Consider the following 23,606-nt stretch of genomic DNA (forward strand, 5'->3'; position numbering starts at 1 on the left):
TTTGGAGAAATCTTGAAACTACATAGTGTTAGCAAACAGAGCGCGCTGGCAGTTGCAGTGGCGCTGGCATGTTCGCAAATGGCATTCGCCCAACAACAAGACGCCGCGCAGCCGGTGCAGAAGGTCTTCGTGACCGGTTCGAACATTGCGAAAATCGATGCGGAAACGGCGACCCCGGTCACCGTCATGCGCCGCGAAGACATCGTGCGCACCGGTGCCAACTCGGTCACCGAACTCCTCAATACCCTGACCGCCTCGACCGGCAGCCTGACCGACATCGGCGGCAGCAATTCGTTCGCCGGCGGCGCCTCGTCGGCCTCGCTGCGCAACATGGGCAAGCAGTCGACCCTGGTCCTGCTGAACTCGCGCCGCGTGGCGCCGTATGCGCTGGCCGACTACAACGAAGTCTTCACCAACCTCGACTCGCTGCCGCTGGACGCGATCGAGCGCGTCGAAGTGCTGCGCAACGGCGGTTCGGCCGTCTACGGTTCGGACGCGGTGGCCGGCGTCATCAACATCATCACCCGCAACGACTACCGCGGCGTGCAACTGAAAGCCAGCCAGAACCAGTCGCTCAAAAACAGCGAATTCAAGACCCGCAACGCCAGCATCACCGGCGGCCTGGGCGACTTCGATACCGACGGCTACAACGTGCTGGCCAACGTCGAACTGTACAAGCGCGACGCCGTCATGTGGCGTTCCGTGATCGACGACATCAACCCGGCCTACGGCGAGAAGTTCACCTCGGTCGCGCCCGGCAGCGGCCGCATGTTCGGCAACCGCGGCGCACCGTCGACCTTCAGCTATCCGGGCAACATCCTCGGCGCCGACGGCAGCGGCTATGCGGTTCCGGGTTGCACCACGGTCGCATCCGGCCTGTGCCAGTACGACCGCTTCGAGCGCTTCCAGGCGATTCCCGCGGCCGACCGCGTCAACGCCCTGGTCTCGGGCAAGATGCGCATCAGCGACACCGTCGACGCCTTCGCCGAAGTCCTCTACTCGCGCACCAAGACCACCTACCAGTCGGCCTACCCGACCTACGACTCGACGAGTGCCGACTCGATCTGGGGCAACCCGATCACCGGCGAACGCCTGAACTTTACTTACCTGTCGCTGCCGGCGAGCCACCCGCTCAATACGACGGGCGCACCTGCCGCCCTGCGCTACCGCTTCACCGATGCGGGCAGCAGCGAAGCCATCAAGAGTTCGCAGTACCGCGTGCTGACCGGCCTGAAGGGTTCGTGGAACCAGTATGACTGGGAAACCGCAGTCGGCGTCATGGGCAGCAAGACCAAATCGCGCGGCCGCGGCACCTTCAGTGCGAGCGGCTTCAAGCAGGTCATCGGCGACGACGCGCAATTCGACGCGGACTACACCCCGACGGACCCGAATTTCTTCAACCGCGGCTATGCCATCGGCGGCCAGAATTCGCCTGAGGTACTGAACTCCCTGTTCCCGGAATACGGCTACGACGGCAAGATCACCCAGACCTTCGTCGACGGCAAGATCAGCGGCGAAGTCGCCAAGTGGGGCGACCGTTCGATCGGCGCCGCGTTCGGCGGCGAACTGCGCCACGAGAAGTTCGAGATCAACCCGACCGCCAACCTGCTCGCCGGCGACATCGTCGGCAACGGTTCGGCCACGGCCAACGCCAAGCGCATGACCGGCGCCGCCTTCGCCGAGATCAACGTTCCCGTCACCAAGACCTTCGAAGTCGTCGGCGCCGCCCGCGTCGACAAGTACGAAGACTTCGACGCCCACGTCTCGCCGAAGCTGGCCTTCCGCTGGGAAGCGAACAAGCAGTTGCTGGTGCGCGGTACCGTCGAATCGGGCTTCCGCGCTCCGAACCTGACCGAAAGCGCCCAGTCGAGCAAGTTCGCCTTCAACAACGGCGTCACCGATCCACGCCGCTGCCCGCAAGCCCTGGCCCTGGCCAAGGACCTGCGCGCGCGTGCCGACGGCCTTGGCAGCGACGATCCGAACAATGCCCTGCTCAGCGCCCGTGCCGACGCCGTCGAAAGCGACGAGTGCGCCGCCGGCGTGTTCAGCAACGTGCGCAACAACCCGGACCTGGCCCCTGAAACCTCGCGCAGCGCCACGCTGGGCCTGGTGTTCGAGCCGGTCAAGGGCTACAGCGTCGCCGTCGACTACTGGCGCATCGAGCGCAAGGACGAGATCGGCCTGAAGAGCACCGACGACCTGCTGGCGGCGGAAGCCGACCAGGCGCCGGGCGTGATCGAGCGCGCAACGCTGGCCAACGACAAGACCTTCAGCGCCGCCGAGCAGGCGCAGTACGGCGTCACCACCGGCCCGCTGGTCGGTACCTCGGGCATGTTCGAAAACGTGTCCAAGACCAAGACCAGCGGTTTCGACGTGACCGGTTCGGCACGCTTCCGCACCGCCTACGGCCGCGTCAACGTCGATGCCAACGCCACTTACCTGCTCGATCTGCGCTACTTCAGCAGCACGCTGGGCAGCTACGGCGACAACCTGGCAGGCCGCTACGGCGCGCCGAAGGTCGTGGCCAACACGACGGTCTCGCTCGATTCGGGCAACTTCTCGAACGCGCTGCGCGCCAGCTTCAACAGCAGCACGCAGATGCGCGGCGACTTCTACGACGAAACCTATACGCTTGATGGCTGTGCCGCCCGCGGCTGGACGGAATCGGAGTGCCGCGTCGGTTCGTACGTGCGTTGGGATTACACCACGGCCTACCGTGGCTTCAAGGGCTGGACCCTGACGGCCCACGTGCGCAACATCTTCGACCACCGTCCGGCGGTCGACCTGCGTGAGTTCTCGAGCAACGGCGGTGTCATTCCGCAAAGCACCGCGGACGTGCAGGGCCGCAGCCTGCGCCTGACCGCGGAGTACCGCTTCTGATCGGCTTCGGCTGACGGATGGAACGGGCGCTTCGGCGCCCGTTTTTTTTATAAAGTGCTCTGGTGCGGCCGTTTTACCCAGCTGGCATAGTTAGGTCGAAAGCAAATATTGCCATCTAAAACTTATTGTTCTATATTGTTTTCACTACAACTGGGAGGCGAGATGAAACGACTGTTTTGTGTGCTGATGTTGGGGGTATCGGGACTGGCCGGCGCCGGCGAACTGGAAAATGCGGACAAATTTCTGGCCGCAAAGGCCTACGACAAGGCCTTGCCGATCTATGCGAAGCTGGCGCAGGCCGGCAACACGGAAGCCCAGTTCCGCCTGGGCGAGATGTACTGGTATGGCGACGGTACGACAGTCGACATTGCTGCGGCGACCAGCTGGATGCAGAAGGCGGCCGCACGCGGCCATGCGGGCGCCGTCGAATCGCTGGACATCCTGAAGCAGCGCGAAGCGCGCGCCGCCGATATCGCCTACTGGACGAGTGGCTACAAGGGCGAAGACCTGGTGTCCGGCCGCTTCAATTGCACTGCGCCGGCGATACCGGCGATGTCGCGTACCAACGCCGAGATCAAGCAGACCCAGGATGCTTATAACGCCTGGCAGCAATGCTATAACGGCTTCGTCGCGAACATGAACGACGCCATGCCGGCCGGTAAGCGTGTGCCTGCCGATGTCGCCCGGCTACTGACGCCGCGCGAAGCGGAGCAGGTCGGCACGCACCTGGCCCGCGTTTACGAGACCACCATCACGCAAGCGCAGCGCGATGCCGAGCGCGTGACGACGCAGTTCGCCGTCTGGCAAGGCGCGACCGAGCAGCAGGTAGCCTCGGAAAACAAGGCGCGCAAACTCGAGTACGAAATGCTGGCGCAGCGCCAGCGCGAGCAGGAATCCCAGCAGCAAGCGCGACCGCCTATCATGCCGACCATGCCGGTCACCCCGCCGGGCGGACGCTGACATCGTCCGCTGATCGTTCAGGTCAGCGCATATGAAAAGGCCGCTCCGACATAGATCGGAGCGGCCTTTTCAACGTGCGTTGCAGTAAATTACTTCGCGTTCATCAGCGCGACGGTGGTGTCGAGCATGCGGTTGCTGAAGCCCCACTCGTTGTCGTACCACGACGATACTTTCACCAGGCGGCCCGAGACCTTGGTCAGGGTCGAATCGAAGTTCGACGAGGCCGGGTTGTGGTTGAAGTCGATCGAGACCAGCGGTTCGGTCTGGTAGGTCAGGATGCCTTTCAGGGCGCCTTCCGAGGCGGTCTTGAGGATCTGGTTGACTTCGTCGACGGTGGTGTCGCGCTTGGCGATGAAGGACAGGTCGACCAGCGAGACGTTGATGGTCGGCACGCGAATCGCGAAGCCGTCCAGCTTGCCGTTCAGCTCGGGCAGCACCAGACCGACCGCGGCGGCGGCGCCGGTCTTGGTCGGAATCATCGACTGGGTCGCCGAACGGGCGCGGCGCAGGTCTTCGTGCATCACGTCCGACAGCACCTGGTCGTTGGTATAGGCGTGCACGGTGGTCATCAGGCCGGTTTCCAGGCCGATGGCATCGTTCAGCGGCTTGACCAGCGGGGCCAGGCAGTTGGTGGTGCAGGAAGCATTCGAGATGACGGTGTCGGTCGACTTCAGTACGTCCTGGTTCACGCCGAAGACGATGGTCGCGTCGACGTCCTTGCCGCCCGGTGCCGAGATGATGACCTTCTTGGCGCCGCCCTTCAGGTGGGCCGAAGCCTTTTCCTTGGTGGTGAAGAAGCCGGTGCATTCCAGCACCACGTCCACGCCCAGCTCGCCCCATGGGATTTCGGCAGGGTTGCGCTGTGCGAACACGCGGATCGGATCGCCGTTGACGATCATGGTGTCGCCTTCGACCGTCACGGTGCCCGGGAACTTGCCGTGGGCGGTGTCGTAGCGGGTCAGGTGGGCGTTCGACTCGGCATTGCCGAGGTCGTTGATCGCGACGATCTGGATATCCTGCTGTTTACCGCCTTCGTAGAAAGCGCGCAGGATGTTACGGCCGATACGGCCGTAGCCGTTGATGGCAACCTTGATGGTCATACTTTTTGCTCCTGATTAAAAAAAACCGTTAGCAGGCAGGGTGCGTTCAAGGGCACGACATCTTGATGCGTACTTGGGTTGAACGCGTGGGCGGGAAGACCCGCCCACCTTACAACGCCCTGCGACCTTTTTATCTTTTAGCCGGCGATAACGTCTTTAGCTTTTGCGACAACGTTCTCGACCGTGAAACCGAAGTGCTTGAACAGCACCGGCGCCGGGGCCGACTCGCCGAAGGTGTCGATACCGACGACCGCGCCTTCCAGGCCGACGTACTTGTACCAGAAGTCGGTGACGCCAGCCTCGATGGCAACACGAGGTACTCCGCGTGTCAACACGCTCGCTTTGTAGTCTGCCTTCTGGCGATCGAAGACGTCGGTCGACGGCATCGATACGACACGTGCGGCGATGCCCTCGCCCGCCAGCGCATCGGCAGCCTTCACCGCCAGCTCGACTTCCGAACCGGTGGCGATCAGGATGACTTTTGCGTCGGCGGCGTCGCGCAGCACGTAGCCGCCGCGGGCGATGTCGGCCACCTGCGCCGCTTCGCGTTCCATGTACGGCAGGTTCTGGCGCGAGAAGATCAGGGTCGACGGGCCGTCGCGGCGCTGCACTGCCGCGCCCCAGGCCACTTGCGATTCGACCGTGTCGCACGGACGCCAGTTGTCCAGGCCCGGGATCAGGCGCAGCGACGAGACGTGCTCGATCGACTGGTGGGTCGGACCGTCTTCGCCCAGGCCGATCGAGTCGTGGGTGAACACGAACAGCGAACGGATCTTCATCAGCGAGGCCATGCGCAGCGCATTGCGGCTGTAGTCCGAGAAGGTGAGGAAGGTCGCGCCGAACGGGATGAAGCCGCCATGCAGGGCGACGCCGTTCTGGATCGCGGCCATGCCGAATTCGCGCACGCCGTAGTTGATGTGGTTGCCCGGGATGCCCGAACGCACGGCCACGATCTCTTTCCAGTTGGTCAGATTGGAGCCGGTCAGGTCGGCCGAGCCGCCCAGGAATTCCGGCAGCACCGGCGCCAGCGCCTGGATCGCATTCTGCGAGGCCTTGCGGGTGGCGATGGTTTCCTTCTTGTCGATGCAGGTGGCGATGGCGGCGTCCAGGGTTGCCTGGAAATTGCCCGGCAGCTCGCCGCGCATGCGGCGCTCGAGTTCGGCAGCCAGCTCAGGGTGCTGGGCGCGGTAGTCGGCGAAGTTCGCGTTCCACGCGGCTTCGAGTTCGGCGCCGCGCGCTTTCGCATCCCAGGCCTGGTAGATTTCGCCAGGAATGTCGAACGGGATCGGGTCCCACACCAGGTGCTGGCGCACGGCAGCGATTTCCTTGTCGCCCAGCGGGGCGCCGTGGACCTTGTCGCCGCCTTCCAGGTTCGGGGCGCCCTTGCCGATGATGGTCTTGCAGCAGATCAGGGTCGGACGGTCCGACTGTTTCGCCTGCTCGATGGCTGCGGATACGGCGGCGACGTTGTGGCCGTCGACCTTCGGGATCACGTTCCAGCCGTAGGCGGCGAAGCGCGCCGGCGTGTCGTCGGTGAACCAGCCTTCGACTTTACCGTCGATCGAGATGCCGTTGTCGTCGTACAGCCAGATCAGCTTGTTCAGGCGCAGCGTGCCGGCCAGCGAGGCGACCTCGTGCGAGATGCCTTCCATCAGGCAGCCGTCGCCCAGGAACGCGTAGGTGTAGTGGTCGACGACTTCGAAGCCCGGACGGTTGAATTCGTACGACAGCAGCCATTCGGCCAGCGCCATGCCCACCGAGTTGGCGACGCCCTGGCCGAGCGGGCCGGTGGTCGTTTCCACGCCCGGGGTGATGCCCACTTCCGGGTGACCCGGCGTCTTCGAATGCAGCTGACGGAAGTCCTTCAGGTCGTCCATCGACAGGTCGTAGCCGGCCAGGTGCAGCAGTGCGTAGTGCAGCATCGAACCATGGCCGTTCGAGAGCAGGAAGCGGTCGCGGTTCATCCAGCCTGGATTGGCCGGGTTGTGGCGGTAATGCTTGTCCCACAGGGCGACGGCGATTTCCGCCATGCCCATTGGCATGCCCGGGTGGCCGGAGTTGGCTTTCTGGACAGCGTCCATTGCCAGCGCGCGGATCGCGTTGGCCATCAGGGTGGTGGTTTGCATAGATGTCATGAGGTCGTAAGTCTGGAATGGAAGGCGGCGGGGCCCAGTCAGGCCGTAGCCCGTTATTCTACCAGAGCCGTGCCTCCCTGCCTTCTCAGAACCTGACCGACGCTCCCAGCGTCACGTACCGGCCTACTGCATCATAGCTTTGCGGGAAAGTGTTGCCGCTATTGGCAGCGGTGCCGCCGATCGTGCCGCCGACGATGGGCGGCTTCTTGTTGGCGGCGTTCGTGACCGCCAGGTTCACGCGCACGTGCTTGTTGACGTTCCAGCTCGCGTTCAGGTCGACGTAGTGGAAGGACGGGATGCTGGCAAATGCCGGCAGGAACACCTGGCCGCCCGGTTCCTCGATCACGCCGCTGACATAGCGCCAGTTGTAGCCGAGCGAAAAGGCGCCGACCGTCCAGTTGCTACGCTGGTTGAACTTGCGTTTGTAGACCGGCGCCGCCACGATATTGTTGCAGGCGACGCTGTAGTACCCGAGGCAATCGCGCTCGACCGAGGATGGGGTGGCCTGGAATGTGTAGCTGTTGACCTGGTTGGCGCCCAGGCTGATGTCGAGGTTGCCGTAGCGCGCATCCAGGCCGAGGCGGTTGGCGGCCAGGCGGTAGGCAACGTTCAGGTCGACACCGCCGGTACGCTGGGTGCCCAGGTTCGACAAGGGCGTGGACACGCCGCGGGCCTCGTTGCCGTTGAAGGTGCCGTTGATGGTATTCCGGCCGATCATGCCGCAGAACGCGTTCACGGTAAAACCCGGATTCTGACCCGCGCTGTAGCAGCGTTCCAGGATATCGGTGGTCGACGGCGCCGAGACGGCGTCGAGGATCCTGATCTCGTAATAATCGACCGAGATGGCCAGCCGCGGCAGCGGCTCGATCACGAACCCGACGGTGCGGGTCCTGGCCGATTCGGGTCCCAGCGCCGTGTTGCCGCCGCCGAGGTTGTTGATCTGGCCCGAGGATGGCGCCGGCAGGCTGCCCACTTCGGACAGCGGCACGCCCGTCTGCACGCACAGGTTCGACAGCGTGCCGGTGCGCGCCGCGTCGGCGCGGTTGATGTTGGCCAGCTGGCAGGGATCGGTTGCCAGGTTCGACAGGCCGGTGACGGCCGGCGCGAACAGTTCGTTCACGTTCGGTGCGCGCGTCGCCTTCTGCACCATGGCGCGCACGCGCAGCATCGGCAGCGGCGCCCATTCGCCGCCCGCTTTCCAGCTGCCGTAGTCGTCCTCCCTGCCGGCGGTGGCAAATTCGGTATGGCGGTAGCCCAGCTCCATGTTCAGGCTGCGCACCAGCGGCAAGTCCTTCGCCAGCGGCACCAGCAGCTCGACGGCATATTCCTTCAGCGTGAAACGGCCAGAACGGTCAGGCAGGGGCGCGCCGGTGCCGAGCACTTCGCCCTGCAGCTGCGAGGCGGCGTCCGACTGCGTGCCGGCCGTCACCTTGCGGCGCTCGGCCAGCAGCGACATGCTGACCGGATCCTGCGCGAACGGACTGCGCAGGGTGTTGCCGAGGTTGCCGGCCAGCGTGATGGCGGCCACGTCCTGCTCGACGCTCTGGTTCAGCAAGGCGCTGTTGTTGATGAAGGCGGCCTGCGCCGGGGTGACCGACCCTTCCGCGCCGAACACGTTCAGCGGCACGCAGCCGTTGGTGTTGACGACGCAGGTGGTCGGGTTCAGGGCGTTGAGCGCCTGGCCGACCCTGGCCAGCGAACCCCAGTTGCGGCGCAGCTGCGACTGGTCGGCGCTGCCGCGGCTCCAGTAGGCGTCATAAGTCCAGTCCCAGGCGATATCGCCCTTCAGGCCGACCGTGTACTGCAGCGTCTTGCTGTCGAAGTCGCTGAAGCGCGGACCGAGTTCGGTGAAGCGGCGGTTCACCAGCAGCGGCACGACCGTGGCGTTGCCGGGGACGCAGTCGACGGCCGGGATGCCGCGCCGCGCACACAGTTGTTCGCGCGCCGCCTGCGGAATATAAGGGTTGCCGATCGGGACATTGAACGTGTTGCCGAAGGTGCCGGTCGCCGCCAGCGACGCGGCGACCTCGCTGTCGGTGGCGAACACCTCGGTGTAGGCCTCGGCATGATTGTTGATCCTGTAGCTGGCCAGCGCCGTCGCCTGGGTGCGGTCCAGGCCGGTCACGTAGTAGTTCGGCGGATTGGTGTTGTACGGCTGCGCCGGCTGCACCAGGCGCCCGCTGGCCGGATCGATCTGCCAGGCGCCGGAAAGCACGTCCGGATTGCCGGCCGTGCCGGCGCCCGTCGAGAACGCCCCCGGCACGGTCGTGGCCGAGCCGTTCGGGGCGCCGTTCACCGAGTTCAGGTTATTGAAACCGTAGGCGCGCTCGCCCTGGGTCAGCGGGTCGGCGCGGGTCTTGCCGATGCTGAGCACGACGTTGCCGCGGCCGCCGTCGAGGCTGGCGCCCATGGTAAGGTCGGTGCGGCGGCGTTTGGCGTCGTGCCCGTCGCCGGTCATGCCGTAGGACGTGGTGAGGTCGACCCCGGTGAAGTTGCGGCGCAGGTTGAAGTTGGCGACGCCGGCGACGGCGTCGGCGCCGTACACGACCGAGGCGCCGCCGGTGAGGATGTCGACGCGGCTGAGCAGGGCCAAGGGGATCGCATTGGTGTCGACGATGCCGTTCAGGTTGAAGGGCACGAGGCGGCGGCCGTTGATCAGCACCAGGGTGCGGTTGGCGCCGAGGCCGCGTAGATCGACGGTCGCGGCGCCGGTGGTGCCGTTGTTGGTGGCCGGCCCGATCGCCGGCACCGCGGCCGGCAGCGCCTTGAAGAATTCCTCGACCGCTACCGGCTGGGTGGCGCGGATCTCCTCCGCCGTGACCGAGGAAATCGGACTGTTCGAATTGAAGCCGGGCGCCGTCATGCGCGTTCCCGTCACTTCGACCACGGCGGTTTGTTGTTCCTGGGCTAGAACGCCGCTGCTGGCCAGCAGCGCGCCCGCGCACATCAGGCGTACCGAGCGCGACAATACCTTTATTCTCGTCATGATGATCTTCCTTCTCGCGGGTTTGCTCAGGAGATATGATCATCTTGACTTGATGAGTGTCAAACCACCGCGCATGACATTCGTAAATACAACGGATGCGGATGTCCGCTCTCCGCGCGAGGCGGCACTACCCCGGCACCGGGGATTGGTGGGCGCCCATCCACGCTTTACAATGCGCCCTCCCCTTCTTCACCTGCAGGAATGCCATGCCCCGTTTTTACTGTCCCCAGCCGCTCGCCGCCGGCGCCATCGTCGACCTGCCGGAAGCGGTCGCCCACCATCTGCACGTGGTGCGCATGCAGCCCGGCGACGCCCTGACGCTGTTCGACGGCCGCGGCGGGCAATACCTGGCCAGCGTGCACGAGACCGGTAAAAAGCGCGCCAGCGCCCGGATCGAGGAACACCAGGCGGTCGAGGCGGAACTGCCCTACGCGATCACGCTCGCGCAAGGCTTGCCGGAAGGGTCGAAAATGGACTGGATCATCGAAAAGGCGGTCGAACTCGGCGTGGCGGCGATCCAGCCGCTGGCGGCGCGGCGCAGCGTCGTGCGCCTGTCCGGCGAGCGCGCCGAAAAACGCCATGCGCACTGGCAAGGCGTGATCGTGGCGGCTTCCGAGCAGTGCGGGCGCAACCGCCTGGCGCAACTGGCGCCGCTGGCGGATTTCGAGCGTTTCATTTCCGCCTCGGAGGGGGAGGAAAACGCGCAGCCGCGCATCCTGTTCTCGCCGCGCGCCACCGCCTCGCTGGCCGACTGGGCGCGCGCGGCCGGGCCGCAGGCGGTGACCTTGCTGGTGGGGCCGGAAGGCGGTTTCAGCGCCGAGGAAGAACAGGCGGCGCTGGACGCCGGCGCCCTCGCCCTCTCGCTCGGACCGCGCGTGCTGCGCACCGAAACGGCCGGACTGGCGGCCGTGGCCGCCCTGAATGCGCTATGGGGACAGTTCTGAACGCGTTGCAGGACGCCCGGACATAAAAAAACCGCAGCCGAGGCTGCGGTTTTTTGTTGCGGCCACGGGGGCCGCAAGCAACAACATGGTTCAACTACATGTTCGATTAGTTGAACTTGTAGTTGTACTCGGCGGTGAACTTCGCCGCGCGTGGTGCGGTGAAGTAGGTACCCATTTCGTACAGGGCGTAACGGGCGTTGCCGGTGTTGTAACGCTCGTTGACCTTCTGGACGCTCTGGTCGTTCAGCACATTGTAGACGTCGACGCGCAGCGACAGGCCTGGTGCGAACTTCGGCTTGTAGACGGCGTTCAGGTCGATCGTCTTCTCCCATGGCAGGCGGCCCAGGGTGCCACGTTCGACCAGCGTGTTGGTCGAACCGGTGGCGCCGAAGCAGTAGCGCGAAGCCGACTGGTAGTTGTAGTTTGCCAGAGCCGGGTTGTTGAAGGTGTTCGGGTTGGTACCCATGCACGAACGCGGACGGCCCGAGGCCAGCAACAGGTTGGCGCCGACGGTGACTTCAGGCATCAGGTCGTAGAAGCCGAAGGCCTTCAACTGGTGCTTGCGGTCGTTCGGCAGCAGGCCGTTCGAGCCGACCATCAGCTCCGGGTAATCCCAGGTCTGGGTGGCGGCCACGTCACCCTGGGCAGTCGCCGTATCCGACAGCGTCTGGCCTTCGGTGTTGCCCTTGTTGCGCGCCAGGGTGTAGTTCACCTTGGCATACCAGCCGTTGCGGTACGGGTGCTCGAGCGAGAAGTCCAGCGCGGCGTAGGTACGCTTCGGCTTGTCGAAGCCCAGCTCTTCGCGGCTCAGGTTGACGCGGGTGTAGGTGCCGTTGCCTGCGTAGTCGACCAGGAAGGTGTTGGCTTCGCCCGGATTGAAGGTGGCGCAACCGAAACCGGCCCAGTTGTCGGTGTTGATGTTGTTACGCGCAGCGTAGGCTTCCAGCGGACGCGCGTCGCAGGTGTCGTCGATGGTCGACTTCAGCGTGCGGTAGGTCAGCTTGACGCCGAAGTTGTAGTTCGGGGTCAGCTGGCGCTCCAGGCCCAGAGTGATTTCGTCCTGGAAGGCCGGCTTCATGTCCTGTGCGGCAACGACTTTCGGATCCTTGGCCTGGCCGAATTCGTTGTTCGACGAAGTCACGCCCGACAGCTGGGTCAGGCCGGTCGGCTGGCCGTTGGCGTCGGTGCCGGTGTACGCGAAGTACTGGGCGGTATTGAGCGAGCCGTTGGCGCCGCGCAGGGCGACCAGGTTCGGGATCTGGATGGTGTAGCGGCCGGCGCTACCGAAGACCTTGAACGAACCGTCGCCGTTCACGTCCCACGCTGCGTTGATGCGCGGCGCGTACTGGTTCTTCATCTCGATGTACTTGGTGTTGTCCTGGTTGGCGTTGTAGAAGCCTTCACGACGGACACCGGCCGTCACCAGCAAGTCCTTCGTTACCTGCCAGCGGTCTTCCAGGTACTGCGCATCCTGGCCGGCGTAGGCATTCGAAATGGTCGAGTAGATGGCGCGCTCGACGTAATAACCCTGGGCAGCCAGCGGACCGTAGCCAGCCAGTGCCGGGATGATGGCGCTGCCTGCCGAGAACGGCACGTTGACCACCGGCAGCTTGTCTTCGCCGATTTCGCGCAGGTAGATCCAGTAACCGTTGCCGGCGTAGGCTTCACCGGCGTTCTTCGACACGGCCTTGTTGTTGTCCAGGCCGAAGCGGATGGTGTGGTCGCCCGCCTTGTATTCCAGGTCCAGGCGCTTCGAGCTCACGCGGTCGGTCGAGCCGTTGAACGGGACGGTACCGCTGACGCGCTGGCCGCCGACGTAGGCGACGCCAGGAGCGCGGTTTTCAGGCGACGCCTGGATCTGCAGGATGCTCGGATCGTAGTTGGTCGGCTCGTAGATGTGACGGGCCTGGGTCTCGCCGTACAGCGCGTTGACGGTCAGGTTTTCGGTGATGTTGCCGATGTAGCGCAGGCTCTGCAGCTCGCCGCCGTTCGGGTTCGACGGGCCGAATTCCTGGTGGATCGACGAATTGACGGTGTTGCCGACGGCACGAGTGCCGTAGTTGTATGAACGGTACTTGAAATCGGTCTTCGGCATGTCGCCGATGGCCGTGAATTCCAGGCGGTGGTCGTCGTTGATGTTCCAGTCCAGCTTGCCGAAGTAGCGCTTGGTCTCGGTCTTCGAGTTACGGAAGCCATTCGACGCCAGCGTGGTCGAGGCGGAGGTACCGACGACGCTGTCCTGCGTGTTGGTGGTCTGCTCGAGTGCGACGAAGCCGAACAGCTTGTCTTCGATCAGCGGACCGCCGACCCATGCCGACAGCTGCTTCTGCTGCAGCTCGTTGTCGCCACGGCGCAGGTACAGCTTGCCGTCGGTCGCAGGAACGCCTGCGCTGTTCGAATAGTACTGGTCACGGTAGCTGGCGCGGGTCGATTTCGGTGTGATCGACGCCAGGGCGCCTGCTTCCCAGGTGTTGGTACCGGATTTGGTGGTGATGTTCACCACGCCGCCGGTCGAACGGCCGAATTCGACACCGAAGCCGCCGGTCAGGATCTGTGCCTGGGCGATCGCGCCGAACGGCAGTTCCATCGCGCCCAGCTGGGTCAGCGGGTTGGTGGCGACCATGCCGTTGATGTAGTACGCGTTTTCCGATGCCGCGCCGCCGCCGAAGCTGGCGCCGGCAGGGTAGCTTGGGTCACCGCGGGTGGTGTTCGGTGCCAGCTGGACGATCGATTCGACGTTGCGGCCGACCGGCAGTTTTTCCAGTTCGCGCGCGGTGAAGGTTGCGCCGTTCGACGAGCTCGACACGTCGATACGGTTGCGGCGGCCGGTCACGCGGACCGATTGCACGCCTGCGGTGCCGGCGATGGCGGCTGGTGCATCGAAGCTCGCTTCGACGCCCTGGCCAGCCAGGACTTCCAGCTGGGTGGTGCCGACATTGGCGCCGCCCTTGGTCAGGGTGACGGTGTAGGTGCCGATCGGCAGGCTGGTGACGCGGAAGTTACCGTTTGCGTCGAGCGTGGCCGAGCGGGTCGCGTTGGTGTCGTTGCTCTTCAGAACAACGGTGTCGCCCGAACCGGCGGCGACCTTGCCGTATACCGTACCCGAGGCGTTCGATTGCGCCATGGCGGTCGGCATCACGGCTACGGTAATAGCACTGGTTGCGAAGGCAACCTGTAACGCGCGAACCAAAACTTTGTTTCTCAACATGTCTATTCCTATTTGATTTATCAGCCTGTCGGCTGCTCTGTCTCCACAAGAGACCATTGCATCGGCCCAGCTTCTCCCCCCCGCCATGACCCCGGCGAGGCTCAACTTCCACCCTGACGAATGAACGTTACTGAACTTACAAATAAAAACATGTGAGCTGCATGTGTGTCAACGGGAAACGTTACAGTTGTGCAAACTTACAACAAAAATTATCCATCATGCCTATTTTTGTAGCATGAACATATCGCATTTACGCGTTATCTAGAGAATATATATTTACAGCGTATTATTTAATTTAACAATTGAAAATCGTGTATGACTCATGCGCTCAGCTTAACGCTCCGGTATTTTCTGTAGTTTGATTACAAGATGATTTTTGGAGACTGCGATGCGCGCAAGTTAATATCGGCATTTAGCGCAACCCGGCGAGATCGGAAATATTTACATCCGGGAGAAATGGCAAGAAAAAGCGGGGATTTTCGGCGGGCGCAAAAAAAAAAATGCCGCCCAGATTAACTGGACGGCATTTACCGGCGAGCCGGGTTGTATTCGACAGGAGCGTCCGGGGAATGAATTCCGCGGACGCGCGCTGTCAATTAAAACTTCTTGTCGTACGAAACCGAAACACGGCCATAACGTGGCGTGGTCAGCGACAGCGGCGTACCGTAGATGGTGCTGATCAGCGAGCCGCTGTTGTAGGCTTCGGTCACGTTCTGGGCAACCTGGCGATTGAACACGTTGAACACGTCGACACGCACTTGCAGGCCAGGAACGAAGTTTGGCTTGTAAGCGACGTTCATGTCAAAGCGGTTATCCGATGGCAGACGGCCGAGGGAACCACGCTGGGTGATGACGTTCTGCGCACGAGTCGCGCCCAAGCACCAGAAGGTCTGGTTGGCGTAGTTCGGCGAACCGCTGGCGGCTGGATTCGCTTCGCTGCCGATACAGCTGCGTGGACGGCCCGATGCCAACAGCAGGTTACCACCGACCATGATTTCCTTGGTGACTTCATAGAAGCCATAGGCCTTGACCTGGTGCTCACGGTCGTTCGGCAGCAAGCCGTCGGCGCCGATCATCAGCTCAGGGTAATCCCAGGTCGAAGTAACGGCGACGTCAGCCTGGCCGTTGTCCGAACGCACCTGGCCTTCGGTGTTGCCGCGGTTGCGCGACCAGGTGTAGTTGATCTTGCCGTACCAGCCATTGCGGAATGGATGTTCGGCGAAGAGGTCGATCGCGGCATAGGTACGGGTCGGTTTCGGGAAGCCCTGGTCTTCTGCGCTCAGGAACACCTTGGTCAGACGGTTTGCATCGCCGGCGAAGTCCACCATGAAGGTATTGTCCCGGCCTGGATTGAACGTCTGGCAGGTATTGCCCCACAGCGGGTTGGTGATGGCGATGTTGTTCGCTTCAGCATAGGCTTCGAACGGACGCACGTCGCAGAAATCGTCGATCGTCTGCTTCAGCTTACGATAGGTGAACTTGCCGCCGAAGTTCAGGCTTGGCGAGAACGCTTTTTCGAAGCCGATGGTCAGGTCGTCCTGGTACGACGGCTTCATGTCCAGCGCTGCAAGGGTAGCAACAACCTTGTCCTGGTTGTATTCGTTGTTGTTCGACAGTGGTGGGCTCAGCTGCACCAGGCCGGTCGGGGCGCCAGTGGTCTGGTCCACGCCGCTGTAGGTGAAATACTGGGCGGTGAACAGCGAACGACCGGCGCCACGCACCGAGATGTGGGTCGGGATCGGCACCGAATAACGGCCGACGGTACCGAACACTTTCAGGCTGGCGTCGCCATATACGTCCCACGAAGCAGCCAGACGTGGATTGATCTGGTTCTTCATTTCCAGGAAGGTGGTCTTCGAATCGTTCTGGTTCTTGAACGATTCGCTACGCACGCCCAGGGTCACCAGAATATCCTTGGTGACCTGGAATTTGTCTTCCAGGTAGATTGCGCTTTGCTCGCCGTACGAATCGGTTACGGTCGAGAACAGGTCGCGTGTCACGTAGTAGCCCTGGGTACCATAGCCGCCGCCGCTTGCAGGCGAAGGAATGGTGAAGCCGGCGACCGTATCGATCGACTGGTTCGGGGTCTGGCTGCGCAGGTACGTCCAGATACCGCCACCGGCGCGGAAGTCACCCGCATTCAGCGAGGCGATCTTGTTCTGGTCCAGGCCGGCGCGCAGCGTGTGGGCGCCCAGGCGGTATTCGATGTCGAAGCGGCCGGATTTCACGACGTCTTCGGCGCCAGGTGCAAGAATGGTACCGGTAATGCCCTGTGGGTTGATGTAATTGACGCCAGGTACCTGAGTGGTCGGCGTCGACGAAATCTGGAACAGGTCAGGCTGGTAGCCAGGGAAAATGTTCTCGTGCTTCGACGTGGTCTTGCCGTACAGGGCGGTCACGGTCAGGTCATCGGTCAGGTTACCGGTGTACTTGAGCATGTTGGTCTTGCCGCCGTTGTTGTCGACGTTGATACGGGTTGCTTCCGACGTAACCGGACCGACAGGGCTGCGGGTCGCATAGCTGAAGCCGCGGTCGCGGTTGGTCACTTCCGGCGTATCGCCCAGGGTGGTGAACTCGAGGCGATGGTTGTCGGAGATGTTCCAGTCGATCTTCGCCATGTAGCGTTCGATCTCGGTGTTGCGGTCGCGCCAGCCGTTCAGGGCGTTCGAGGTGCCGACACGGAAACCGTTGACCAGACCTTCGTCCGTGTCGGTTTTCTCGGCCGCGGCGAAGAAGAACAGCTTGTCCTGGATGATCGGGCCGCCGACGTAGGCGCCGTAGACCTTGCGTTCCTGCGTGTTCTGGCGGCGTGCCAGGCGCAGCGTACCATCGGTGGCGGCGTTGTACGACGCGCCGGTATTCGCGTAGAAGATGTCGCGCGGGCTGGCGCGCCACTGTTCCGGCTCCCAGGTGACGATGCCGCCCGCTTCCCAGGTGTTGGTACCGCTCTTGGTGATGATGTTGACCACACCACCGATCGAACGGCCGAATTCTGCACCGAAGCCGCCGGTCAGGACTTGCGCTTCAGCGATGGCGCCGAACGGCAGCTGGGATGCGCCCAGGCCGGTCAGTGGATTTACGACTGGGAAACCGTTGATGTAGTACGAGTTTTCCGATGCGGCGCCGCCGCCGAACGAAGCACCGCCGGCGAAACGCGAGTCGGCACGGGTGGTGTTCGGGGCCAGCTGGATGATTGCCTCGACGTTACGTGCGATCGGCAGCGCAGCCAGTTGGCGTGCGTTGAAGGTCGCGCCGGCGGTCGTGCTGGTCACGTCGATGGTGCGGCGCTGGCCGGTCACCTGGACCGTTTGCAGGCCGGCAGCCGGCGCGGCTTGCGCGAACACGGCTTCGGAACCCTGGCCGATGCTCGTCTCGACCTGGGTGGTCGCAACGACGGTCTCGCCCTTCATCTGCGACACCGTGTAGCTGCCGCTCGGCAGTGCGGTCGCGCGGAAGCGGCCCTGCGCATCCGGCGTGACGACCCGGCGCAGGCCGGTTGCCGGATTTTCGATCACGACACGGACGTCGGCACCCGGCGTGACGGTACCGAAGACGGTACCGGTCGCGTTCGACTGCGCCATTGCCGGGCTCATGACGGCGGCGGTCAGCGCGGCGCCGCTAAAGGCCAAGGTCAATGCGTGAACTAATACGGTTTTTTTCAACATGTGATTTCCCAATTTATAAGCGTCTCTGTGGATCAGCTTGTTTTTCCAGTTTTTATGAATCACTACGTACTGCGCTATCTCACTACTTCCTCATTATTTTTGGCCGAGAGATTAATCGGCCTCAAATACGATTGAATGCGTTCAAACGTTATCTGATCGAAACATAAAACCATAGCAAAAGTGCTAGTGTCAACGAACAACTGTTGCTAACGTGCATATAAACAACACTGTTGTTAAATTGGATTAGAAGCAACGAAACGTTCTCACCAAACTGATGCAGTGCAGCGAACATATGCACCGCAACTTGTCTATACCGCACCATTCGGGTGCATGTTTTAAATTCGGCCAATTTATGGAAACCGGGTGCACAAAACAGGTACACAACGGTTTTTTATATTGCAGCGCAATAAAAACGTGACACATTTCCCCCTCCACCAGCGGCCGATGTACAGCACCAGGCCGCTGCCGGGTTAAAATACGCGTTTGCCGGCCGCTCACTCGCGTGCGGTACAGGCACAGTGCGACCGCCCCATCCGGACTTCCCATGCTGCGAATCAACGAACTCAAACTTCCTCTCGACCACCCCGACCACACGCTGCGCGATGCGGTCCTCCAGCGTCTCGGCATCGATGCCATCGACCTGATCGACTTCAACGTCTTCAAGCGCAGCTACGACGCGCGCAAGAAAGCCGCGATCGTCCTGATTTACGCCATCGACGTCGAGGTGAAGAACGAGGCCGCGGTGCTGGCGCGCCTGCAGAAGGACCAGTACATCCTCCCCTCGCCCGATACCGGCTACAAGTTCGTCGAGGCCGCCCGGCCGCCGGCCGGCACGCCGCGCCCGGTCGTGGTCGGCACCGGCCCCTGCGGGCTGTTCGTGGCGCTGATCCTGGCGCAGATGGGCCTCAATCCGCTGGTGCTCGAGCGCGGCAAGGTCGTGCGCGAGCGTACCGTCGACACCTTCGGCTTCTGGCGCAAGCGCAAACTCAATACCGAATCGAACGTCCAGTTCGGCGAAGGCGGCGCCGGCACCTTCTCGGACGGCAAGCTCTACAGCCAGATCAAGGACCCGAAGCACTACGGACGCAAGGTGCTGACCGAATTCGTGAAATCCGGCGCGCCGGAAGAGATCATGTACGTCAGCAAGCCGCACATCGGCACGTTCCGCCTGGTGAAAATGGTGGAACAGATGCGCGCCGAGATCCTGGCGCTGGGCGGCGAAATCCGTTTCGAAACGCGCGTCGACGACATCGTAGTCAGCGAAAGCGGCGGCGTGCGCCAGGTGCGCGGCGTGGTGTTGGCCAATGGCGAGCACATTCCGACCAACCACCTGGTGATGGCGGTCGGTCACAGCGCGCGCGACACCTTCGAGATGCTCTACAACCGCGGCGTCTACGTCGAAGCCAAGCCGTTTTCGATCGGCTTCCGGGTCGAACACCCGCAATCGCTGATCGACGTCTGTCGCTTCGGCCCGAACGCCGGCAACAAGATCCTCGGCGCGGCCGACTATAAAATCGTGCACCACGCCTCGAACGGCCGTTCGGTGTACAGCTTCTGCATGTGCCCGGGCGGCACCGTGGTCGCGGCCTCGTCGGAAGAAGGACGCGTCGTCACCAACGGCATGAGCCAGTATTCGCGCAACGAACGCAATGCCAACAGCGCGATTGTGGTCGGCATCACGCCCGAGGATTATCCGGGCCATCCGTTGGCCGGCATCGCCTTCCAGCGCGAACTCGAATCGCGCGCGTTCCTGCTGGGCGGCAGCACCTATGATGCGCCGGGCCAGCTGATGGGCGATTTCGTGCGCGGCGTGCCCTCGAAAGAATTCGGTTCCGTGATCCCGTCCTTCAAACCGGCCGTGCACCTGACCGACCTCGCCCCTTCCCTGCCCGAGTATGCGATCGTCGCCATGCGCGAAGCGTTTGTCGCGTTTGATAAACAGATCAAGGGTTACTACAAGGAAGACGCGGTGCTGACCGGCGTCGAGACCCGTACCTCGTCGCCGATCCGCATCAAGCGCCGCGACGACGACCTGCAAAGCCTGAACACGCGCGGCCTGTTCCCGGCCGGCGAAGGCGCGGGGTACGCCGGCGGCATCATGTCGGCGGCGGTGGACGGCATCCGCGTGGCCGAAGCGGTGGCGCTCGCCATGGGCGTGCCGGTGCCCGCGCTGCAGGACTGATCGGTTGGGCGCCCAAGGAACTGGGAAGCGCGCCGGCGCACTGGCGCCCTTCCTCGCCATCGTCGGCTCGCTGGTCTCGGTGAATGTCGGCGCGGCTTATGCCAAGGGCCTGTTCCCGCTGGTGGGCAGCGCCGGCATCACGGCCACGCGCGTGGGCCTGGCCAGCATCCTGCTGCTCGCCTTCTGGCGTCCCTGGCGCGCACGCCTGGCGCGGGCCGACGCCATCAACGTCGCCATCTACGGCGTCATGCTCGGCATGATGAACCTGCTGATCTACGCGGCCTTTGCGCGCATCCCGATCGGGATTGCGATCGCGATCGAGGTCATCGGCCCGCTGGCGGTGGTGGTGCTGTCTTCGCGCCACGCACGCGACTTCGTCTGGGTCGCCTGCGCCGCCTTCGGCCTGTGGCTGCTGGCGCCGAGCGCAGGCTCGGCGCCGCTCGACCCGCTCGGCGTGGCCGCGGCACTCGGCGCCGGCTTTTGCTGGGCCATGTACATTGTCTTCGGCAAGCGCGTCTCGACCCTGCGCGGCGGCCACGTGGTGGCCTGGGGCATGCTGGCAGCAAGCGTATGCACGGTGCCGGTCGGGATCGCCCAGGCCGGCGCGGCGCTGTTCGCGCCGCAGGTGCTGATCGGCGGCCTGATGGTGGCCCTGCTGTCGTCGATCCTGCCCTATTCGCTGGAAATGATGGCGCTGTCGCGCCTGCCGCGGCGCGTGTTCGGCATCCTGGTCAGCGCCGGCCCGGCAGTGGGCGCGCTGGCCGGCTTTGTCGTGCTCGGCGAAGTCCTCAGCACGATGCAATGGCTGGCGATCGGGATGATCGTCGTCGCCACGGCGGGCAGCGCGGCCACCGCAGGCCGCAGCTAGGCTATAACCAACCCGACTTCTTGAAGCGGTAATACAAGTACCCGCAAACGGCGCACATGATGAACACCGCCGTCGGATAGCCATACTTCCATTTCAGCTCCGGCATGAATTCGAAATTCATGCCCCAGACACCGGCAAACGCGGTGAATACCGCAAAGATCGCGGCATAGGCGGCGAGCTTTTTGTTGATGTCGTTTTCCTCGATGGTGACCATCGACAGCGTTACCTGGATCGCGGTGGCGATGGTATCGCGGATGGTATCGAGGCGGCCCGCAATGCGCAGCAAATGGTCGTGGATGTCGCGGAAATACGCTTGCGTATGCTCGGCCAGCGCGGGCACGCGCCCGCCATGCAGGCGCCCGACCGCATCCATCAGCGGAATCACCGCGTGGCGCAGCACCAGCGTATTGCTCTTCAAGTCGTAGAGGCGCTCGATGTTGTCGCGCTGGGCGCCCTGGCCGCCGAAGATGCGGTCCTCGATCGATTCGAGATCGGATTCGAGTTTGTCGACCACCGGGAAATAGCGGTCGACGATGGCATCCATCAGCGCATACAGCACAAAGCCGGACCCCATTTTCAGCAAGCGCGGCTCGCGCTCGGCGCGGGCGCGCACGCCCAGGAAACCCTGGGTCGAATCGCGCCGCACCGACAGCACGTAATTCGGGCCGGCGAAGATCGCCACCTCGCCCGCACACAATTCGTCGCCGCTCAGGTTGACGGTATGGACGACGGTGAACAGCGAGTCGCCGTATTCCTCGAGCTTGGGGCGCTGGTGGCCGCGCGAGGCATCTTCGATCGCCAGTTCGTGCAGGTCGAATTCTTCCTGCATCTTGGCCAGTTCGGCCGCATCCGGATCGCGCAGCGCGACCCAGACGAAGCAGTCGGGTTGTTTCAGGTACTCGCTGATATCCTCGACCGGGATATCGGATAGTTTCTTGCCTTCCTGGTAGGCGACGCAGTTGATCAGCATGGGTGTCAATGGATGGGGCAGCGATGCAAGAGCTTACACCATCGGCGGACGCATTACCGTAGGGTGGGCACTTGTGCCCACGCGGTCGAACCGCCGCGTCTTGTGGATGCGAACAAAGGCCGGGTAAGCCTGCACCGCCGCTTTCGCATCTGCGCCGATCTGCCGAAGCCGTACCGCGTGGGCACAAGTGCCCACCCTACAACGGCCGTGCGCGATTATTCCTCGCGGGCGCCGTCGATTCCCAACTCGACGATCTTGCGCGTGATCGTATTCCTGCCGATCCCGAGCCGCATGGCCGCATCGTTCTTGCGCCCGTGCGTGTGCTTCAGCGCCGTCTTGATCAACGCCGACTCGAACTGCTTGCCGAGCGTGTCCATCACCTCGAACTGGCCGGCGCTGAGCATGCTGGCGGCCTGCATTTCCAGGAGGCCGATCCAGCCGTCCGGCGTCGGCGGCAGCGCCAGGGGGACCGACGCCGGAACCCCGCCTTCGGCCGGCGCGGCGACGAAGGACGATGCGCCCGTCGGCGTCGCCTGGGTCAGGTCGCGCGGCAAATCCTTGATCTCGACGGTCTGGCCGGGCGCCATCACGGTGATCCAGTTGCACAGGTTTTCCAGCTGGCGCACGTTGCCCGGCAGTTCCAGGCCCGAGAGGAAACGCATGGCGCTGTCGCTCATGCGCTTCGGTTCAACGCCCAATTGGCGTGCGCTCTGCACCAGAAAGTGGCGCGCCAGCAGCGGGATGTCTTCGCTGCGCTCGCGCAGGCTGGGCAGGCGCAGGCGGATCACGTTCAGGCGGTGATACAAATCTTCGCGGAACAGGCCGTCGCGCACGCGCTGTTCCAGGTTCTGGTGCGTCGCCGCGATGACGCGCACGTTGGCTTTCACGGGCTGGTGGCCGCCGACCCGGTAAAAATGGCCGTCGGAGAGCACACGCAGAAGACGGGTTTGCAGATCAAATGGCATGTCGCCGATCTCGTCCAGGAACAGCGTGCCGCCCTCGGCCTGCTCGAAGCGGCCGCGCCGCATCGCCTGGGCGCCGGTAAACGCGCCGCGCTCGTGGCCGAACAGTTCGGACTCCAACAGGTCTTTCGGAATCGCCGCCGTGTTGAGGGCGATGAAGGGCTGCTGCACGCGCGGGCTGTGCTTGTGCAGCGCGCTGGCGACGAGTTCCTTGCCGGTGCCGGATTCGCCGGTGATCAGGACCGTCACGTTCGACTGCGACAGGCGGCCGATGGCGCGGAACACTTCCTGCATGGCCGGCGCCAGGCCGAGGATCTCGGGCGTCTCGGCCGGCGCCGCTTCGACGCTGGCCTCGCGCAGGCTCTCTTCCAGGGCGCGGCGGATCAGCGAGACGGCCTTGTCGATGTCGAAGGGCTTGGCGAGGTAGTCGAAGGCGCCGCCCTGGAACGAGGCGACGGCCGAATCGAGGTCGGAAAAGGCGGTGATGATGATGACCGGCAGGCCGGGATGCTTCGCCTTGACGGCCTGCAGCAGGTCGATGCCGGATTCGCCCGGCATGCGGATGTCCGATACCAGCACCTGCGGCGTGTCGGTGTCGAACGCCGCCATGGCGTCGCGCGCGTTGGCGAAGCTGCGCGTTTCGAGATTCTCGCGCGCCAGGGCTTTTTCGAGCACCCAGCGGATCGATGCGTCGTCGTCGACAATCCAGATTGGTTTCATGTAGGTCGTGCTTTCCGCAGTAAATT

General features: G+C 63.5%; 12 protein-coding genes. 5 read left to right on the forward strand and 7 right to left on the reverse strand.

Going from position 1 to position 23,606, the window contains the following annotated elements; translation table 11 throughout:
* Positions 1–78 precede the first annotated feature (78 nt).
* Positions 79–2,880 carry a TonB-dependent receptor domain-containing protein gene (locus AC56LG_RS02885; RefSeq protein ID WP_497164622.1) on the forward strand — a complete coding sequence of 934 codons (2,802 nt, stop codon included), beginning with the start codon at positions 79–81 and terminating at the stop codon, positions 2,878–2,880.
* Positions 2,881–3,042: 162 nt separating this feature from the next.
* Positions 3,043–3,840, forward strand: coding sequence for a tetratricopeptide repeat protein (locus tag AC56LG_RS02890; protein WP_497164623.1), 798 nt, complete (start codon positions 3,043–3,045; stop codon positions 3,838–3,840).
* Positions 3,841–3,929: 89 nt separating this feature from the next.
* Here AC56LG_RS02890 and gap read toward each other — a convergent pair whose 3' ends face one another.
* From gap to AC56LG_RS02905, 3 genes are all read right to left on the reverse strand, one after another.
* Complete coding sequence (gene gap, locus AC56LG_RS02895; RefSeq protein WP_497164624.1) at positions 3,930–4,940, reverse strand: type I glyceraldehyde-3-phosphate dehydrogenase; 1,011 nt, start codon at positions 4,938–4,940, stop codon at positions 3,930–3,932.
* A gap of 137 nt (positions 4,941–5,077) precedes the next feature.
* A complete protein-coding gene (gene tkt / locus AC56LG_RS02900; RefSeq protein WP_497164625.1) occupies positions 5,078–7,075 on the reverse strand; it encodes a transketolase in 1,998 nt (665 codons plus the stop codon).
* An 85-nt stretch (positions 7,076–7,160) separates the two neighbouring features.
* Positions 7,161–10,061: a TonB-dependent receptor domain-containing protein gene (locus AC56LG_RS02905; RefSeq protein ID WP_497164626.1), complete on the reverse strand. Its 2,901-nt coding sequence runs from the start codon at positions 10,059–10,061 to the stop codon at positions 7,161–7,163.
* A gap of 206 nt (positions 10,062–10,267) precedes the next feature.
* Here AC56LG_RS02905 and AC56LG_RS02910 point away from each other — a divergent pair, with 206 nt between their 5' ends.
* A complete protein-coding gene (locus tag AC56LG_RS02910; protein ID WP_497164627.1) occupies positions 10,268–11,005 on the forward strand; it encodes a 16S rRNA (uracil(1498)-N(3))-methyltransferase in 738 nt (245 codons plus the stop codon).
* Positions 11,006–11,111: 106 nt separating this feature from the next.
* Here AC56LG_RS02910 and AC56LG_RS02915 read toward each other — a convergent pair whose 3' ends face one another.
* Entirely contained in the window at positions 11,112–14,129 is a 3,018-nt protein-coding gene (locus tag AC56LG_RS02915) for a TonB-dependent receptor (protein WP_497164628.1), read from the reverse strand.
* A gap of 680 nt (positions 14,130–14,809) precedes the next feature.
* Positions 14,810–17,878 (reverse strand): TonB-dependent receptor, encoded by a 3,069-nt coding sequence (locus tag AC56LG_RS02920; RefSeq protein WP_497164629.1) that lies wholly within the window; start codon positions 17,876–17,878, stop codon positions 14,810–14,812.
* A 544-nt stretch (positions 17,879–18,422) separates the two neighbouring features.
* On the opposite strand from AC56LG_RS02920, the gene AC56LG_RS02925 reads away from it, so the two are divergent.
* Together AC56LG_RS02925 and AC56LG_RS02930 are read left to right on the forward strand one after the other, a co-directional pair.
* Positions 18,423–20,060: an NAD(P)/FAD-dependent oxidoreductase gene (locus AC56LG_RS02925; protein ID WP_497164630.1), complete on the forward strand. Its 1,638-nt coding sequence runs from the start codon at positions 18,423–18,425 to the stop codon at positions 20,058–20,060.
* 4 nt (positions 20,061–20,064) lie between these two features.
* Positions 20,065–20,928: an EamA family transporter gene (locus AC56LG_RS02930; protein WP_497164631.1), complete on the forward strand. Its 864-nt coding sequence runs from the start codon at positions 20,065–20,067 to the stop codon at positions 20,926–20,928.
* 1 nt (position 20,929) lies between these two features.
* Here the strand turns inward: AC56LG_RS02930 and corA are convergent, their stop codons facing one another.
* Both corA and ntrC read right to left on the reverse strand, forming a co-directional pair.
* On the reverse strand, positions 20,930–21,898 hold the full coding sequence (corA, locus tag AC56LG_RS02935) for a magnesium/cobalt transporter CorA (RefSeq protein ID WP_497164632.1): 969 nt from the start codon (positions 21,896–21,898) through the stop codon (positions 20,930–20,932).
* A 215-nt stretch (positions 21,899–22,113) separates the two neighbouring features.
* The gene (ntrC, locus tag AC56LG_RS02940) at positions 22,114–23,580 is read right to left on the reverse strand and encodes a nitrogen regulation protein NR(I) (RefSeq protein ID WP_497164633.1); all 1,467 of its coding nucleotides are present in this window, start codon (positions 23,578–23,580) and stop codon (positions 22,114–22,116) included.
* Between the last annotated feature and the right edge of the window lie 26 nt (positions 23,581–23,606).

This window comes from Telluria sp. ZB2R32 (genome assembly GCF_059685715.1).

Coding starts and splice junctions, on each gene's coding strand:
- tkt (WP_497164625.1), bottom strand. CDS start 7,075: ATGACATCTATGCAAACCACCACCCTGATGGCCAACGCGATCCGCGCG.
- AC56LG_RS02905 (WP_497164626.1), bottom strand. CDS start 10,061: ATGACGAGAATAAAGGTATTGTCGCGCTCGGTACGCCTGATGTGCGCG.
- AC56LG_RS02885 (WP_497164622.1), top strand. CDS start 79: ATGGCATTCGCCCAACAACAAGACGCCGCGCAGCCGGTGCAGAAGGTC.
- AC56LG_RS02890 (WP_497164623.1), top strand. CDS start 3,043: ATGAAACGACTGTTTTGTGTGCTGATGTTGGGGGTATCGGGACTGGCC.
- AC56LG_RS02910 (WP_497164627.1), top strand. CDS start 10,268: ATGCCCCGTTTTTACTGTCCCCAGCCGCTCGCCGCCGGCGCCATCGTC.
- corA (WP_497164632.1), bottom strand. CDS start 21,898: ATGCTGATCAACTGCGTCGCCTACCAGGAAGGCAAGAAACTATCCGAT.
- ntrC (WP_497164633.1), bottom strand. CDS start 23,580: ATGAAACCAATCTGGATTGTCGACGACGACGCATCGATCCGCTGGGTG.
- AC56LG_RS02925 (WP_497164630.1), top strand. CDS start 18,423: ATGCTGCGAATCAACGAACTCAAACTTCCTCTCGACCACCCCGACCAC.
- AC56LG_RS02920 (WP_497164629.1), bottom strand. CDS start 17,878: ATGTTGAAAAAAACCGTATTAGTTCACGCATTGACCTTGGCCTTTAGC.
- AC56LG_RS02915 (WP_497164628.1), bottom strand. CDS start 14,129: ATGGCGCAATCGAACGCCTCGGGTACGGTATACGGCAAGGTCGCCGCC.
- gap (WP_497164624.1), bottom strand. CDS start 4,940: ATGACCATCAAGGTTGCCATCAACGGCTACGGCCGTATCGGCCGTAAC.